This is a genomic window from Pseudomonas sp. RtIB026 (assembly GCF_016861355.2).
Lineage (GTDB): Bacteria > Pseudomonadota > Gammaproteobacteria > Pseudomonadales > Pseudomonadaceae > Aquipseudomonas > Aquipseudomonas peradeniyensis.
This window is the reverse complement of sequence record NZ_AP023348.2, coordinates 1739723-1754211: the sequence shown is the minus strand read 5'-3', so window position 1 is coordinate 1754211 and position 14489 is coordinate 1739723. Positions and strand designations below refer to the sequence as shown.

Here is a 14489-nt window from a genome sequence, read left to right as displayed (position 1 = left end):
GCTGAAACCCTGGGGCCGCTTTGCGGCCCTTTCGCGGCACAAGGCCGCTCCTACAGAAAGCGACCTTTCCCTAGGACTCCCAGCGCCCCGCCGCATCCTGATCGCTCTGCTTACCCTCGACCCAGCGCGGCCCTTCCCGGGTGTTCTCCTTCTTCCAGAACGGCGCCCGGGTCTTCAGGTAATCCATGATGAAATTGCAGGCATCGAACGCCGCCTGGCGGTGCGCGCTGGCCACGCCGACGAAGACGATCGGCTCGCCCGGCTCCAGGGCGCCGATGCGGTGCAGCACCTCGACCTTGAGCAACGGCCAGCGCTGCTCGGCCTCGACCACGATCTTGGCCAGGGCCTTCTCGGTCATCCCCGGGTAGTGCTCGAGGAACATCCCGGCCACATCCAGGCCATCGTTGAAGTCGCGCACGTAGCCGACGAAACCGACTACCGCCCCCACGCCGACATTGGCGGCGTGCATGGCGTTGACCTCAGCGCCCGGGTCGAAGGCCGCCTGCTGGACACGTACGGCCACGGTCAACCTCCGGTCACGGGTGGGAAGAACGCGATCTCGTCACCCTCTTCCACTGGCTCATCGAGCCGGCACAGCTCTTCGTTGCGGGCGCACATCAGGTTCTGCTCGGCCAGCACCGCATAATGCCCGCCCTTGCCCACCAGGGCCTGGCGCACATCCTCCAGTACCTTGAAGTCACCTTCCAGGCGCTCGGCATCGACGCCCAGCAACTCACGGTAGCGGGCGAAATACATGACCTTGACCTTCATCACCCCTCCACCTTGTAGTGGCCGCTCTTGCCGCCGGTCTTCTCCAGCAGGCGCACTTGCTCGATGACCATGCCCTTGTCCACCGCCTTGCACATGTCGTAGATGGTCAGCGCGGCGACGCTGGCGGCGGTCAGGGCTTCCATCTCGACGCCGGTCTGCCCGGCCAACTTGCAGCGGGCGACGATATGCACCACATCCTCGCCTTCGGCGGCCAGCTCGACCTTGACGCCGGTAAGCATCAGCGGATGGCACAGCGGGATCAGGTCGCTGGTCTTCTTCGCCGCCTGGATGCCGGCGATGCGCGCCACGGCGAACACGTCGCCCTTGGGATGTTGGCCATCGACGATCATGCGCAGGGTGTCCGGCAACATGCGCACCCGCGCCTCGGCAATCGCCTCGCGCGCGGTCACGGCCTTTTCAGTGACGTCGACCATGTTGGCGCGCCCCTGGGAATCAAGATGAGTCAGCACTGCTCTGCTCCTGGGTAGGGAATACAGAGTGTAAACCTGCAGGTCAGCTTTGAGCAGAGGGCAGATCAGCGCATCGCGGGGTAAGCCCGCTCCCACGACGAATCGTGGGAGCGGGCTTGGGTTACAGATGCGACTCGGCGTACTCGGCCAGCACCGAGCGCGGCACGCCCTGCAGGGTGATGTGAACGCCGTGGGGGAAGTCCTTGAAGCGTTCGGTCAGGTAGGTCAGCCCGGAGCTGGTGGCCGACAGGTACGGCGTGTCGATCTGCGCCAGGTTGCCCAGGCAGACCACCTTGGACCCGTTCCCCGCGCGGGTGATGATGGTCTTGATCTGGTGCGGCGTGAGGTTCTGGCACTCGTCGATGAGGATCAGGCTCTGCTGGAAGCTGCGACCCCGGATGTAGTTCAGCGACTTGAACTGCAACGGCACCCGCTCGAGGATGTACTCGACACTGCCGTGGGTGCTCTCGTCGTCCATGTGCAGCGCTTCGAGGTTGTCGGTGATGGCGCCCAGCCAGGGCTCCATCTTCTCCGCCTCGGTGCCCGGCAGGAAGCCGATCTCCTGGTCCAGCCCCTGCACGCTGCGGGTGGCGATGATGCGCCGGTAGCGCTTGCTGACCATGGTCTGCTCGATGGCCGCGGCCAACGCCAGGATGGTCTTGCCGGAGCCGGCGGCGCCGGTGAGGTTGACCAGGTGGATATCCGGGTCGAGCAGGGCGAACAGCGCCAGGCTCTGGTGGATGTCCCGCGGCTTGAGGCCCCAGGCTTCCTGGTGCAGCAGCGGTTCCTGGTGCAGGTCGAGCAGCAGCAGCTCGTCGTTGCGGATGCCCTTGATCCAACCGACGAAGCCCTGTTCATCGATGATGAACTCGTTGATATGCACCGCCGGCAGGTTGTCGATCAGTTGCACCCGGTGCCAGGTACGGCCGCGTTCCTGGCGGGTGTCGACCTTGCTCACGCGGTCCCAGAACGACCCTGTGACCGAGTGATAGCCCTTGGACAGCAAGGACACGTCGTCGACCAGCTGGTCGGTGCTGTAGTCCTCGGCGGCAATCCCGCAGGCACGCGCCTTCAGGCGCATGTTGATGTCCTTGGTCACCAGCACCACGTCGAGGTCCTTGCGCTTGGCGCGCAGGTCCAGCAGCTGGTTGATGATGATGTTGTCGGCGAGGTTTTCGGGGAGCAGGCGGTTCGGCTCGTTGCGCGTGCTCATGAGGATGGACAGGAAGCCCTTGGGCCCGCTCTTGCCGCGCTGGATCGGCACGCCCTGCTCGACATCGCTGGGCGAGGCATCACCGAGGGTCTGGTCGATCAGGCGGATGGCCTGGCGACACTCGGCGGCGATGGTGTGTTTACCGGTCTTGAGCTTGTCGAGTTCCTCCAGCACCGTCATCGGTATGGCGACGTGGTGCTCCTCGAAGTTGAGCAGGGCGTTGGGGTCGTGAATCAGGACGTTGGTATCGAGCACATACAGGATTGGCTGGTTGGAGGAAGGGTTGCGTCCTTGGTCATCCATACTCGTTCACCTTATGTGAAAGCCACACGGCGCGAACGGCTGCGCCGCAGAGTGACTGCCGTTCTTCCCGTATCCGCGTCGTTACGGGCGGGAAGCTCACCTGGCAAAAGGGGCGTGGATGACGCCACCTGTGCTGCAGGGTTCGGCTGTCTGATTCCTTGATACCGCAAAAACCATGACCGAAAAAAGTCTTTTTACGCTCTAGTGAAGTTTATTTTTCGGATTGACGAACAGGGCTTGGCGCGAGGCCGGAGCGGGACTACAGTCAGAGATCAGGTAGCGCATCAAGCCCGTTCAGGCGCGCACGAAACGCTGGCGCAGCACATTGCTCAGGGCATCCACCAGCAGCACCAGCAACAGCATGGCGATGATCACCGTGCTGGCCTGGGCCTCCTGGAACAGGCTCAGGGTCGCGTAGAGCATCTGTCCCAGCCCGCCCGCCCCCACGAAGCCCAGCACGCTGGCCATGCGGATGTTGTTTTCCCAGCGATACAGGCTGTACGCCAGCAGTTGTGGCCACAGGTTGGGCAACGTGCCGAAACAGAACGCCGCCACCTGGCTGCCGCCTTGCAGGCGGATCGCCGTCGCAGGCTCAGGCGGCGCATTCTCCAGCGCCTCGGCGAACAGCCGCCCCAGCACCCCGGCGGTGTGCAGCGCCAGCGCCAGGGTGCCGGCATTCGGCCCCAGGCCCGCCGCCAGCACGGTCAGCGCCGCCCAGACCAGCTCCGGAATCGCCCGCAGCGCATTGAGCAGCAGGCGCGCCGCGCCCTGCAACGGCCAGCCAAAGCGTCCGGCGGCCGGCAGCGCCAGCATCAGGCCGAGCAGTATTGCCAGCAGTGTCCCCATCCCCGACATCGCCAGCGTTTCCAAGGCGCCGCGCCCAACCGCCCGCAGGTGCGCCACAGAGAGGTCCGGGTGCAGGAAACGCGCCGCGTATTCCCCCATCTGCGCCGGCCCACCGCTGCCGACAACCGCTGCCAGGTCCAGCTCCAGGTAGGCGAACGACGCCAGCACCGCCGCCAGGATCGCGACAATCACCAGCCCATTGATCACCCGCCTCATGCGAGCCTCCCGCGCAGGAAGCGGCTGAGCAGGTCGGCCAGCATCACCAGCAGCAGGAAGGTCAGCAGCATGCTCGCCACCTCGGCGCCGGCGAACATGCGCATCGACAGGTCGATCTGCTGGCCGAGGCCGCCGGCGCCAACGAAGCCCATCACCACCGAGGCGCGCACCGCGCATTCCCAGCGGTACACGGTGTAGGACACCACCTCGCTCGCGGCCTCGGGCAGGGTGCCGTAGAGAAACGCCGACAGCCGGCTGCTGCCGGCCTGGAGCAAGGCATGGGCCGGGCGCTGGTCCACCGATTCGAAGATCTCCGCGTAGACCTTGCCGAGCATGCCGCTGTAGGTAATGGCGATGGCCAGCACCCCGGCGGTCGGGCCCAGGCCCACGGCGCGGACGAACAGCAGTGCCCAGACGATCTCCGGCACGCTGCGCAGGAAGATCAGCACGCCGCGCACCGGCAGGCGCGCAGCGCGTGACCATGGTCCCAGACGTCCACCATTGGAAGCCGCCCGCAGCGACAACGCCCGGCTGGCCAGCAGGCTGGCCGGGACTGCCAGCAGCAACGCCAGGGTCATGCCCGCCGTGGCCACGGCCAGGGTCTGCACGGTGGCGGTGAGCAGCAGGTCGAGAAACCCGGCGTCGTGGGCCGGGGGCCAGAACGCGCTGACGAAGCTGGCCATCTGCCGGCGGTTCTCGGCCTGCAACAGCACGCCGGGGTCGAGTTCGCTCAAGCGCAGGCCCGGCCACAGCAACGCCAGGCCCAGCAGGGTCAACAACAAGCGGGGGATGGCAGCGGGATCGCGCTGGTCAGTGCTCAGCATCGCGGGATCTGCACCTGCAGGCTCGCCGTCGCGGCGACAGGCGAGGCCAGTTGCTCGTTGGCGTACAAGGCATCGAGCATCGCTTCGCTGACCGCTGCTGCCGGGCAGTCGAACGCCACCTGCCCGGCACGAATGCCGACAATGCGCGGAAAATGCGCCAGCGCGAGCTCCACCGCGTGCAGGCTGGCGACCAGGGTCACGCCATGGGCCTGGGCATGGCGGTTGAGCAGCGCCAGGCTGTGGTCGGCCAGCACCGGGTCCATGGCCGAGACCGGTTCGTCGGTCAGCAGCACTTCAGGTCGCTGGTACAAGGCGCGGGCAATGCCGACCCGCTGCAACTGGCCACCGGACAACTGCCCGCACTGGGCGAACAGCTTGTCGGCCATGCCCAGCTCGGCCAGCACCGCGCGGGCACCGGGCACATCGCCGGGATGGATCAGATTGAGCAGCCCGCGCAACGTGCCCCACTGCCCGAGGCGCCCCGCCAGCACGGCGGTGACCACCCGCTGGCGCGGCGGCAGGGGCGGCGCCTGGTGCACCAGGCCAACCCGTGCGCGCAAGCGCTGGCGGGCCCGGGCAGACAAGGCCCAGGGTTGCTCGCCCAACAGCTCCAGGCGCCCGTCACTGGGCGCCACGGCAGTGGCCATCAGGTGCAGCAGGCTGGACTTGCCGGCCCCGGACGGGCCGATGATCGCCACCCGCTCGCCTTGGCCGAACTGCAGGTCCACCGCGCTCAAGGCCTGGACCTGGCCATGGCGCACACTGGCGCCCTGAACACGGATACTCACTTGAGCAGGCCGGCCTCACGCGCGGCTTGCTCGGTGCCCGCGTAGTTCTCGGGCTTGGTCTCGATGAAGCGGCTGGCGGCCTGCAGGTCGAGGATCGCCTTGTCCGCAGGCTTGGCCGGGTCCAGGGCGAGGAAGGCCTGCTTGATCTTTTCTTTCAGTGCCGGGTCCATGTTGCCGCGCACGGTCCAGTTGTAGTCGAAGTACTCCGGCGTGGTGGCGAACACCTTCACCTTGCTGGTATCGACCTTGCCCGCCGCGACCAGCTTGTCCCAGACGCTGGCGTTGAGCACGCCGGCATCGGCCTTGCCGGCCTGGACCCAGGCGGCGGTGGCATCGTGGGCGCCGGAATAGGCGACGCGGCTGAAGTACTCCTCGGGCTTGATGTTGTCGTTCTTGAGCATGAAGTAACGCGGCATCAGGCTGCCCGAGGTGGACGAAATCGAACCGAAGGCGAAGGTCTTGCCCTTCAGATCCTTGAGGCTCTTCACGTCCGGGTTGGCGGTGATGAACTTGCTGGTGAACTTGGCATCCTGCTCACGCTGCACCAGCGGCGTGGCCTTGGGGTCCTTCAGGTGCACCTGGACGAAGGTGAAGCCCCCCAGCCAGGCCAGGTCCAGACGATCGCTGGCCAGCGACTCGACCACCGCCGGGTAGTCAGCCACCGGCACGAACTGCACTTTCATGCCCAGTTGCTGCTCGAGGTATTCGCCCAGCGGCTTGAACTTGCGCAGCAGTTCGGTCGGCGCCTCGTCGGGGATGGCGCTGACGCGCAGCACATCGGCGGCCTGGGCGACCACCGCGCAGCAGGACAGCGCGAGGCCGGCAAACAGGGCCAGGGGGCGTTTGAGCATGGGGATTCTCCGGTTCGATAGCGGGGCATGAGTCGATGGCGCATCGCAGGTCTGCGTGGGAGCGGGCTTGCCCCGCGATGCTGATAAACGAGGGAAGTATAAGAGCCGCAGGCACAAAGGCCAGCTTTGCTACAATCGCGCATCACGAAAAGTCGAGGTGCACATGAGCGAGCCGATTCGTCTGACACAGTACAGCCACGGCGCTGGCTGTGGCTGCAAGATTTCTCCCAAGGTCCTGGATGTGATCCTCGCCGAGAGCGGCACCCAGGCCCTCGACCCAAAACTCTGGGTCGGCAACGCCTCGCGCGACGACGCCGCCGTCTACGCCCTGGATGACGAGCGTGGCGTGGTCTCGACCACCGACTTCTTCATGCCCATCGTCGACGACCCGTACGACTTCGGCCGCATTGCCGCCACCAACGCCATCAGCGACATCTACGCCATGGGCGGTGACCCGCTGATGGCCATCGCCATCCTCGGCTGGCCGGTCAACGTGCTGCCGCCGGAAGTCGCCCGCGAGGTGATCCGCGGCGGCCGCGCCGTGTGCGCCGAAGCGGGCATCCCGCTGGCCGGCGGCCACTCCATCGACGCCCCCGAGCCGATCTTCGGCCTGGCCGTGACCGGCGTGGTGAGCAAGCGCCACCTCAAGCGCAACGACACCGCCAGCGTCGGCTGCCGCCTGTACCTGACCAAGCCGCTGGGCATCGGCATTCTCACCACCGCCGAGAAGAAGGCCAAACTGCGCGAGCAGGACCAGGGCCTGGCCCGCGACTGGATGTGCACCCTCAACACCCCGGGCAGCCGCTTCGGCAAGCTCGACGGCGTGCAGGCGATGACCGACGTCACCGGTTTCGGCCTGCTCGGCCACCTGGTCGAAGTCGCCGAAGGCAGCGGCCTCACCGCCCGCCTGCAGTTCGCTGCCGTGCCGCGCCTGCCAAGCGTCGAGCATTACCTGGCCGAAGGCTGCATCCCCGGCGGCACCCTGCGCAACTTCGACAGCTACGGGCACAAGATCGGCGCGTTGAGCGACGAGCAGAAGCACCTGCTGTGCGACCCGCAGACCAGCGGCGGCCTGCTGGTGGCGGTCACCCCGCAGGGCGAGACGGAATTCCTCGCCGTGGCGCGGGAACTCGGGCTCGAGCTGGCGCCGATCGGCGAGCTGGTCGAGCGACAGAGCCACGCAGTCGAGGTGATCTGATGCGCCCCGACTGCACCGAGCTGAAACAGCTGTTCCTCGACGACGTGCCGATGATGGACATGCGCGCACCAATCGAATTCACCAAGGGCGCCTTCCCCGGCGCCGTCAACCTGCCGCTGATGAACGACCAGGAGCGGCAGAAGGTCGGCACCTGCTACAAGCAGCAGGGCCAGGCCGCCGCCATCGCCCTGGGCCACCAGTTGGTCAACGGCGCGCTCAAGCAGCAGCGCCTGGAAGACTGGGCCGCGTTCACCCAGGCCCATCCCGACGGCTACCTCTACTGCTTCCGTGGCGGCCTGCGCTCGCAGATCGTCCAGGGCTGGCTCAAGGACGCCGGCATCCAGTACCCGAAGGTGGTGGGCGGCTACAAGGCCATGCGCACCCTGCTGATGGATACCACGCTGCAGGCGGTGCAGCAGTGCGAGTTCGTTCTGCTGGGCGGGCTGACCGGCACCGGCAAGACCGATGTGCTGCACCAGCTGGACAACGTGCTCGATCTGGAAGGCCACGCCAACCACCGCGGCTCCAGCTTCGGCAAGCGCGCCACGGCGCAGCCGGCGCAGATCGATTTCGAGAACGCGCTGGCCATCGACATCCTCAAGAAACGCGAGCGTGGCACCGGCCAGTTCGTGCTCGAGGACGAAGGCCGCGTGGTCGGCAGCTGCGCGGTGCCGCTGGAGCTGTACCAGGGCATGCAGCGCTATCCGCTGGTGTGGCTTGAAGACAGCTTCGAGCATCGCGTGGAACGCATCCTGCGCGACTACGTGATCAACCTGTGCGCCGAATACATCGCCGTGCACGGTGCAGAGGCTGGCGGCCCACTGTTCGCCGAGCGCATGCGCCAGAGCATGGCCAACATCCACAAGCGCCTGGGCGGCGAACGCTTCCAGCGGCTGTCGACGTTGCTCGACCAGGCGCTGGAGGAGCAGTTGCGCAGTGGTGACGTGAGCCTGCACCGAGGGTGGATCGAAGGGCTGCTCAAGGAATACTACGACCCGATGTACGCCTACCAGCGTGAGGCCAAGGCACAGCGGATCGAGTTCGCCGGAGACGGGGTGGAGGTGCGCGAGTACCTGAAGGCCCGGGCACGACGCGCGCACCGCAGCGCCTGAAGCTCGGGCAAGACCGCTCCAATGGAACTGCAAATGACTGATTGATTTAGCAGGGACCTGTGGGAGCGGCTTTAGCCGCGAACACCGGCGAAGCCGGTGCCAGGCACCGCGTTGGATTCTTCGCGGGTAAACCCGCTCCCACAGTCGCGCAGGGAGCTGACTTCGCGGGTAGTCCGCGCACCCTGTGGGAGCGGGCTTGCCCCGCGAACACCGGCAAAGCCGGTGCCATACCCCGCTTGACTAGCCCACCAAAGGACCACTGCACTTCGCGTCAATGCTTGTACAACTTGAACTCACGATCTATCCAGATCACATGGAAGATCCGCCCGCTGCGATACCCCACCATCGCCACCAGATCGAAAGCCCTGAACGCCAGCAACCGAACATCCTCGGTGAGAAATGAAGGCAACACAGCCCTGATACTGCCGCGTGAAATCGTCTCCGTGCCATAACCGTGTCGATCGAGCTGGCGGATCTCTCGCCACGTGCGTTGGCTGATCTGGCGCAGTCGCTCGAGCATCCGCGCCCGCTCCGCCTGCTGGCAATCCTGGATGCACCAACCTGATTGCAGGTACTCCAGTGAGAACACTGGTGGGCGCAGGTCCGAATCGTCAGCCTCGCCTGCCGCTTGGCGTGTCCTGACCTGATTTCCCTGGGCGTCTCGCTCCTTGAGTCGCTTGCGTACCATTGCTCAGTTCACCAGGTGGTTCCTGAAGTAGCGCTGCATTTCGTCCCGGGGAATTTCCCGGCTGAAAGCGCCCTCCTGATAATTGTCCCGCCAGGGGTCTTCTTCATGGGTCAGTTGGCGGAGCTTCCACGCCGAATACTGCCCATAAACCTCGAAGACCTCCTTGATCAGACGGGCCTGCTCCCGGGAAAAGCAGGTCGGCTCGAACACGGCAGGCACCGGAATCGGGTTCGAGCCGTGCTGGCTGAACCGGCGGTAGAGGTCGGGCACCACCGGGCCATGCATCCAGGCCTCGATTCGCTCTTCAAACAACGGCCCGCCCAGCAAGACCAAGCTGAAGCCCTGCGCGTAATAAACCAGCTTCTGCAGCTTCAGGTTCGAGATTTCACCCGCCTCGCCTTCCAGCGTGAGGAAGTAGTTGGCGACATCGGTGCTGTCAGGCATGTGCTCCTCCCTTGGTGAACAAGCTGTCCATGAGCTGTACAAAAATACAGCCATCAAGGTCGCGGCGATACCCTTCAGCCGACCAGATCAACCACCAATCTGTAAGCTGATGCTGCGCTACTGCCCCGGACTGAGCACACGCTCCAGCTCCGCCGCCCGGTCCTTGCTCATGTCCATCTCGCACATCGCGCCTTCGATGCGGTAGATGCTGCCGTTGCTCAACTTGCCGTGGAACGCGCAGTTGCCGTCGCGGTACTTCATCCAGGTACGCTGGACTTCGCGCAGGTCCTTCTGCTGCTGGCTGTCGAGCTTGGCCATCAACTGCTTGTAGACCCGGTTCAGCCGGTCATCCTGTAGCTGGGTCTCGGCCTGGATACAGGCGCCCATGGCCAAGGTGCTGGAGGCCTTGTCCATGCACTGGGTGTAGGTGGGCGAATAGTCTTCGGCCTGGGCAGCGGTCGCGATCAGCAGGGCGGCAACGCCGGGCAGGTAACGCTTGAACATGGGCATTCCTTCTCGCTTAGGGTCTTGGCACAGCCTAGTGTCCTGTCTTGGAAATACGTTCTCTTTTGGCGAGTGGCTTGGGTGTTCGGGCAAGGCGCCGCGACGAGTCATAGCAGGGCTATGGCGAGGAGTGGCAACGCCGGCCGGGCGCCCAAGACGCCGCCAAAAGTGAACAGCTTATTTCCGAGACAGGACACTAGCACCCTGCCACGCTTTCGTTCACGCACAGCGCCTGGATCCGCGCCCGCAGCCAGCGGTGCCCGGCATCGCCGTCACGCCGCGAATGCCAGGCCTGGGCGAAGGCGAACGGCGAGATCGCCAGGGGCGGCGCGAACTGGCGCAGCGCCGGGTCCAGCCGGGCACCGGCGAGGCTGCGCCGGGCCACGGTGAGCACCAGATCGGTCCCGGCAATGAGGCTTTGGGCCACACCCCAATGCGGCAGGGTCAAGGCGATGCGCCGACGTGCGCCCAAGCTGGCCAGGGCCTGGTCGATCTCGTTGTCGATGCCGGGGCGTACCGCCACCAGCACATGGGGCCGCGCCAGCCACGGGTCGAGCGCCAGGCCGCCACGGGGCGGCAGGCTGGCGCGGTCGGCCAGGCAGACGAAGGACTCCTCGAACAGCACCTGCTGGGCCATTTCCGTCGGCAGCTCCGGGAACACGCCCAGCGCCAGGTCCGCCTCGCCGTCGATCAACTGGCCGAGCATCGCCTCACGGCTGCCCTGGGACACCACCAGGTCAATGCCCGGCGCTTCGCGCCGCAGCAGGCGCATCAGCGCTGGCAGCACCACGCGGGCGCCGTAGTCGGACATGGCCAGGCGAAAGGTACGCCGTACCCGCGCCGGCTCGAAGCCCGGCGTGCCGAGCAATCCGTCGAGTTGCTGCAACGCCTCCTGCAACGGCGCTTGCAAGGCCTCGGCACGGGCTGTCAGTTGCAGGCGGCCACCGCGTCGCACCAGCAGCGGGTCGGCGAAGAGCTCGCGCAACTGCGCCAGGGCATGGCTGACCGCCGGCTGGCTGCGATGCAGGCGCAGTGCCGCCCGGGAGACATGTTGCTCGCTGAGCAAGGCGTGCAAGGTCAGCAGCAGGTTCAGGTCGATGCGGCGCAAATCATCCATGGTACGAATATAGCCTGTGCGAAGTTCGAATTTCCATCATTGAAATGCATGATCGAGACTGAGGCCAGTGTTCTTATCTGGAGTAGACACCATGCCCGCCAGCCTCTTCGCCGCCCTCCCCTTGCTCATCGCCCTCCTTGCAGGCGCCGCCGTGCCGTTCCAGGCGGGCAGCAACGCCGCACTCGGGCGCCTGCTCGGCCATCCGCTGTGGGCCGCCGGGGTGTCGTTGCTGGTCAGCCTGCTGATGCTGGTGCCGGCCCTGCTGCTGATGCGCGCGCCGCTGCCGCAGGTGCAGCAACTGGCCCATGCGCCCTGGTGGGCCTGGTTCGGCGGGGTCGCCGGGGTGCTGTACATCACCGCCGCGCTGGTGCTGACGCCGCGCCTGGGGGCAGCCGGGTTCATCGTCTGCGTGGTGGCGGGGCAGGTGCTGTCGTCGCTGCTGATCGACCAGTTTGGCTTGATGGGGTTGCCGGAGCGGCCGGTGAACCTGTTGCGGTTGGCGGGGGTGGGGATGATCGTGATCGGGATGATCGTGGTGCAGTGGGGAACGGTGCGTTGAGGGCCATCAAGTGCCCGCCGCTCGCCTTGCAGCGAACACTTGGTGGCCCTCACTCGGTCAACAATCCTCGCACCCAAAGACCTTGAAAGAGCTGGCATTGAGGGCCTTGTCGCAGGGCAATCCATCACAAGCTGCGCGGCTGCTCCGGCGGCACGATCACCTTGTGCGGCTCGAAGCGCAGCGAGGGCATCTGCGTACCGGCATACAGCGCCACGCTCAGGGCAGCGATCAGCGCCACATCGAGCCAACCCCAGCCCGGCACATCCGCCGCCGAGCGCGCCTTCCAGCACCACCACAGCTGCCCCAGGCAGAACACCAGGATCGCCAGCAGCCACAGGTAGAAGCCCACGCCGAAGCCGGTCACATCCTGGAAGGCGTAGCTCTGGTTGTCCGGCAAGCGGCTGATGGCAAAACTGCTGGCCGCCAGGTACAACGCCACCAGGCCGCATACCAGCGCCAGGCGGCGGAACCGACGATGGGCGAGAACCGCCAGTGCCAGCAGCGGATTGGCGAACCACTGGTACAGGCCGAAGGCGATGCCCCAGGGGCCGTAGAGCAGCATCTGCAGCGCCGGCACATGCCGCCCGGCGCCCGTCAGGGCACCGTCGAAAGCCAGGCTCAGCAGGTACAGGGCCAGGCTTGTGGTCAGGTAGAAAGCGGGCAAGTCAGGTACCTGGAGAAAACGGGACAAGCTGCGACCTTAACCCAGCCCCTGTCGACTTTCCAAACCCATCCGGGCCGCACCGCATCAGCGTGTCGCAGCCTGCTCCGGCAACTCGTCGGCGCCGCTCGGCTGGACGCGCAGGCTCGGCATCTGCGTCCCGGCGTAGATCGTCGCCACCAGCACCGTGATCAACACACCATCGAACCAGCGCCAGCCCGGCACATCCGCCGCCGAACGCACCTTGCGGCACCACCAGGCCTGCCCGACGCAGAACAGCAGGATCGCCAGTGTCCATAGATAGTAACCGGCGCCAAAACCCGTCAGGGGCAGGAAGTTATAGCTGCGGTTGTCCGGCACCCGTTCGATGCCAAGGCAACTGAGCGCCAGGCCCAGCGCGATCACCCCGGCTGCAAGCGCCAGCCGGCGAAAGCGCCGATGGGCGACCAGCGCCAGGCCCAGCAGCGGATTGGCAAACCACTGGTACTGCCCGAAGGCAATGCCCCAAGGGCCCATGAGCAGTATCTGCAAAGCAGGCATATGCCCATCGACGCCCATCAGGATGCCGTCGAAACACAGGCATAGCAGGAACAGCAGCAAGGTGAACGTCACATATAAAACAGGCAAAACACGGGCTCCATCCATCAATAAAAGACTCGTCCATGACACCCTCGGGTATCAGGCCACAGGCGGTTCCAGCAGCAGCCCGTACAGCCCCGAGTCAGACAGCTCACCCGCTACGCACCAGCGGGCCCGCAGCGTCCCCTCCAGGACGAAGCCCTGGCGCTCGAGGGTGCGCGCCGAGCCCTGGTTGCGCGGGTCGATTTCCGCCTCCAGGCGACGCAGGTGCAGGGTGTGGGCGAGGTAGTCGATGAAGCAGGTCAGCGCCTCGTCCATGTAGCCCCGCCCTTGGGCCGACTTGGCCAGGCAGTAGCCGATCTCGCCACGGCGCGAGCCCTCCTCGAGGTTGAACAGCTGGACCATGCCGATCAGCTCGCCGTTGTCGCGGCGGTACATGCCCAGTTTGAGCAACTGGCCGGCGGCATAGGCTTCGCGGTCGGCGGCCAGGGCGCTTTCGGCCTCGGCCAGGGTCTGCCAGGGGGCGTGGTACCAGTAACGCATCACTTCCGGGTCGGCCATGATGGTCAGCCACTGCTGCGCGTCGCCATGGCGCATGGGGCGCAGCTGCAGGCGTGGGCTTTCAAGGCACAGGTCGCTGGGGAAACTGCGAGGGTCGGGCACGCCGGGACTCCTGTCCGGTGGTGGGGAGATGACAGTCTAACGACAGTGGCCCGGTCTGGCATCCCTGGGGCCGCTTTGCGGCCCGTTCGCGGCACAAGGCCGCTCCTACAGGGGATCGCGTTTTCTTGTAGGAGCGGCCTTGTGCCGCGAACGGGCTGCGCAGCAGCCCCCCATTCACCGCGCTCGATTCAGCCCCAATTCCATGTCATCGATCAGCCCCTTGGCCAGCCCGCTGAGGATCCGAGCGGCACTGGCGGCCATGAGGTCCCCTTCCATCTCAGCCTCGGTGGTGAAGTGCGCCACACAGCCGAGCAGCACCGACAGGTCGCTGAAGGCGTGATCGAACGGGATGCCGGGCTGGATGCAGAAGATCTCGAGGCAGGTGGTCTTGCCCTGGGTCGAGCCGGGCTTGCTGTCGTCGCTCATACCGGCGCCCCCTTGGACCGGGCGTGGCGAACCAGCGAGATGACCAGTTGGCCGAGGATCTCGACGCTGTCCATCATCACGTCGAGGCGCTCGTCGCGCTGGCAGACGGTGTAGGCGTGGACGGTGTCGCTGAGGGTATGCATCAGCTTGTTGGCGTGGGCCATGGCTTCCTCGGGGTCGAGGTCGCTGATGATGGTGACGAAGGGGATTGGGTAGGGTGGGTCGGGTACAAGTTTTTTCATGGTTACTCCTCGAA

The 14489-nt window shown here is 65.9% G+C and carries 20 protein-coding genes; 3 read left to right on the top strand and 17 right to left on the bottom strand.

Annotated features, from left to right (window positions below; translation table 11 throughout):
• Window positions 1-70 precede the first annotated feature (70 nt).
• The 8 genes from moaE to PRtIB026_RS07905 all read right to left on the bottom strand — a co-directional run bounded on the left by moaE (window position 71) and on the right by PRtIB026_RS07905 (window position 6282).
• A complete protein-coding gene (gene moaE / locus PRtIB026_RS07940) occupies window positions 71-523 on the bottom strand; it encodes a molybdopterin synthase catalytic subunit MoaE (RefSeq protein ID WP_203647929.1) in 453 nt (150 codons plus the stop codon).
• Between the two features lie 2 nt (window positions 524-525).
• Window positions 526-771, bottom strand: coding sequence for a molybdopterin converting factor subunit 1 (gene moaD, locus PRtIB026_RS07935; RefSeq protein ID WP_203647930.1), 246 nt, complete (start codon window positions 769-771; stop codon window positions 526-528).
• Window positions 771-1241, bottom strand: a complete 471-nt coding sequence (gene moaC / locus PRtIB026_RS07930) for a cyclic pyranopterin monophosphate synthase MoaC (protein WP_046857035.1) — start codon at window positions 1239-1241, stop codon at window positions 771-773. The genes moaD and moaC overlap by 1 nt, the downstream gene beginning before the upstream one ends.
• A gap of 121 nt (window positions 1242-1362) precedes the next feature.
• Window positions 1363-2757, bottom strand: coding sequence for a PhoH family protein (locus PRtIB026_RS07925; protein WP_011535580.1), 1395 nt, complete (start codon window positions 2755-2757; stop codon window positions 1363-1365).
• 294 nt (window positions 2758-3051) lie between these two features.
• Entirely contained in the window at window positions 3052-3819 is a 768-nt protein-coding gene (phnE, locus tag PRtIB026_RS07920) for a phosphonate ABC transporter, permease protein PhnE (protein WP_203647931.1), read from the bottom strand.
• Window positions 3816-4643, bottom strand: coding sequence for a PhnE/PtxC family ABC transporter permease (locus PRtIB026_RS07915; protein WP_203647932.1), 828 nt, complete (start codon window positions 4641-4643; stop codon window positions 3816-3818). Before PRtIB026_RS07915 ends, phnE begins: the two co-directional genes overlap by 4 nt.
• Window positions 4637-5431 (bottom strand): phosphonate ABC transporter ATP-binding protein, encoded by a 795-nt coding sequence (locus PRtIB026_RS07910; RefSeq protein WP_267813739.1) that lies wholly within the window; start codon window positions 5429-5431, stop codon window positions 4637-4639. The genes PRtIB026_RS07915 and PRtIB026_RS07910 overlap by 7 nt, the downstream gene beginning before the upstream one ends.
• On the bottom strand, window positions 5428-6282 hold the full coding sequence (locus PRtIB026_RS07905) for a putative selenate ABC transporter substrate-binding protein (RefSeq protein ID WP_050703810.1): 855 nt from the start codon (window positions 6280-6282) through the stop codon (window positions 5428-5430). Before PRtIB026_RS07905 ends, PRtIB026_RS07910 begins: the two co-directional genes overlap by 4 nt.
• 163 nt (window positions 6283-6445) lie before the next feature.
• On the opposite strand from PRtIB026_RS07905, the gene selD reads away from it, so the two are divergent.
• The gene (gene selD, locus PRtIB026_RS07900; RefSeq protein ID WP_203647933.1) at window positions 6446-7480 is read left to right on the top strand and encodes a selenide, water dikinase SelD; all 1035 of its coding nucleotides are present in this window, start codon (window positions 6446-6448) and stop codon (window positions 7478-7480) included.
• Complete coding sequence (gene mnmH, locus PRtIB026_RS07895; RefSeq protein WP_203647934.1) at window positions 7480-8592, top strand: tRNA 2-selenouridine(34) synthase MnmH; 1113 nt, start codon at window positions 7480-7482, stop codon at window positions 8590-8592. The genes selD and mnmH overlap by 1 nt, the downstream gene beginning before the upstream one ends.
• Before the next feature lie 271 nt (window positions 8593-8863).
• Here the strand turns inward: mnmH and PRtIB026_RS07890 are convergent, their stop codons facing one another.
• The 4 genes from PRtIB026_RS07890 to PRtIB026_RS07875 all read right to left on the bottom strand — a co-directional run bounded on the left by PRtIB026_RS07890 (window position 8864) and on the right by PRtIB026_RS07875 (window position 11345).
• Window positions 8864-9280, bottom strand: a complete 417-nt coding sequence (locus tag PRtIB026_RS07890; RefSeq protein ID WP_203647935.1) for a hypothetical protein — start codon at window positions 9278-9280, stop codon at window positions 8864-8866.
• Window positions 9281-9283: 3 nt separating this feature from the next.
• Window positions 9284-9724: a Panacea domain-containing protein gene (locus PRtIB026_RS07885; RefSeq protein WP_203647936.1), complete on the bottom strand. Its 441-nt coding sequence runs from the start codon at window positions 9722-9724 to the stop codon at window positions 9284-9286.
• 117 nt (window positions 9725-9841) lie between these two features.
• On the bottom strand, window positions 9842-10228 hold the full coding sequence (locus tag PRtIB026_RS07880) for a lysozyme inhibitor LprI family protein (protein ID WP_062575096.1): 387 nt from the start codon (window positions 10226-10228) through the stop codon (window positions 9842-9844).
• A 196-nt stretch (window positions 10229-10424) separates the two neighbouring features.
• Window positions 10425-11345, bottom strand: coding sequence for a LysR family transcriptional regulator (locus tag PRtIB026_RS07875; protein ID WP_203647937.1), 921 nt, complete (start codon window positions 11343-11345; stop codon window positions 10425-10427).
• Between the two features lie 91 nt (window positions 11346-11436).
• Here PRtIB026_RS07875 and PRtIB026_RS07870 point away from each other — a divergent pair, with 91 nt between their 5' ends.
• The gene (locus PRtIB026_RS07870; RefSeq protein ID WP_203647938.1) at window positions 11437-11904 is read left to right on the top strand and encodes a DMT family transporter; all 468 of its coding nucleotides are present in this window, start codon (window positions 11437-11439) and stop codon (window positions 11902-11904) included.
• Between the two features lie 124 nt (window positions 11905-12028).
• On the opposite strand, the gene PRtIB026_RS07865 is transcribed toward PRtIB026_RS07870, so the two are convergent.
• The 5 genes from PRtIB026_RS07865 to PRtIB026_RS07845 form a co-directional block, all read right to left on the bottom strand.
• Complete coding sequence (locus PRtIB026_RS07865; RefSeq protein WP_203647939.1) at window positions 12029-12568, bottom strand: hypothetical protein; 540 nt, start codon at window positions 12566-12568, stop codon at window positions 12029-12031.
• Window positions 12569-12652: 84 nt separating this feature from the next.
• On the bottom strand, window positions 12653-13192 hold the full coding sequence (locus tag PRtIB026_RS07860; RefSeq protein WP_203647940.1) for a hypothetical protein: 540 nt from the start codon (window positions 13190-13192) through the stop codon (window positions 12653-12655).
• A 51-nt stretch (window positions 13193-13243) separates the two neighbouring features.
• The gene (locus PRtIB026_RS07855; protein WP_110604401.1) at window positions 13244-13807 is read right to left on the bottom strand and encodes a GNAT family N-acetyltransferase; all 564 of its coding nucleotides are present in this window, start codon (window positions 13805-13807) and stop codon (window positions 13244-13246) included.
• 174 nt (window positions 13808-13981) lie between these two features.
• Window positions 13982-14233, bottom strand: coding sequence for a DUF3077 domain-containing protein (locus PRtIB026_RS07850; protein WP_203647941.1), 252 nt, complete (start codon window positions 14231-14233; stop codon window positions 13982-13984).
• Window positions 14230-14475 (bottom strand): hypothetical protein, encoded by a 246-nt coding sequence (locus PRtIB026_RS07845; RefSeq protein ID WP_203647942.1) that lies wholly within the window; start codon window positions 14473-14475, stop codon window positions 14230-14232. The genes PRtIB026_RS07850 and PRtIB026_RS07845 overlap by 4 nt, the downstream gene beginning before the upstream one ends.
• Window positions 14476-14489 lie beyond the last annotated feature (14 nt).